This window comes from Pseudomonas sp. PS02290, from assembly GCF_029960075.1.
Taxonomy (GTDB): domain Bacteria; phylum Pseudomonadota; class Gammaproteobacteria; order Pseudomonadales; family Pseudomonadaceae; genus Aquipseudomonas.
Window position 1 is genome coordinate 1 of the sequence record NZ_JASCOY010000229.1, and the last position, 401, is coordinate 401.

Consider the following 401-nt stretch of genomic DNA (forward strand, 5'->3'; position numbering starts at 1 on the left):
TCGTCTTGCCGAGAACCGCTCCAATCATCGTCGCCGGAACATCGGATTCAACCGTTTCATCGGCTTCTCCCTTTCGCCACGGGATGATGCTGGCGATGTTGTTCCAGATGGGCTTGATGGTGTCGGTAGTGCGCATGCCGGTATAGGTCACCTGGAAGGTCGCGCCAGCTTGCACATCCATTGGACTCAGTACGCCGCTTGATGCCTGCACGATCACCGGCGCCGGGAATACCAACTCGACAGCCGTGACGTCGTACCTCGTCACCGGCGAACCCTGCGTACCGCCGCCCACCCTGACCACCTGATAACTCAACTGCAACGTGCCGCCGCCCAGCGGCTCCAAGTGCAAGCGGTCGACATCGAACCTCACCTCGCCGGTTTCACCCCCCGCCTGCACGGTG

Annotated in this window: 1 protein-coding gene; it reads right to left on the reverse strand. The window is 61.6% G+C overall.

Annotated features, from left to right (window positions below; translation table 11 throughout):
• On the reverse strand, positions 1-401 hold a 401-nt coding region (locus QMX88_RS29955), incomplete at both ends, for a hypothetical protein (protein ID WP_282373741.1).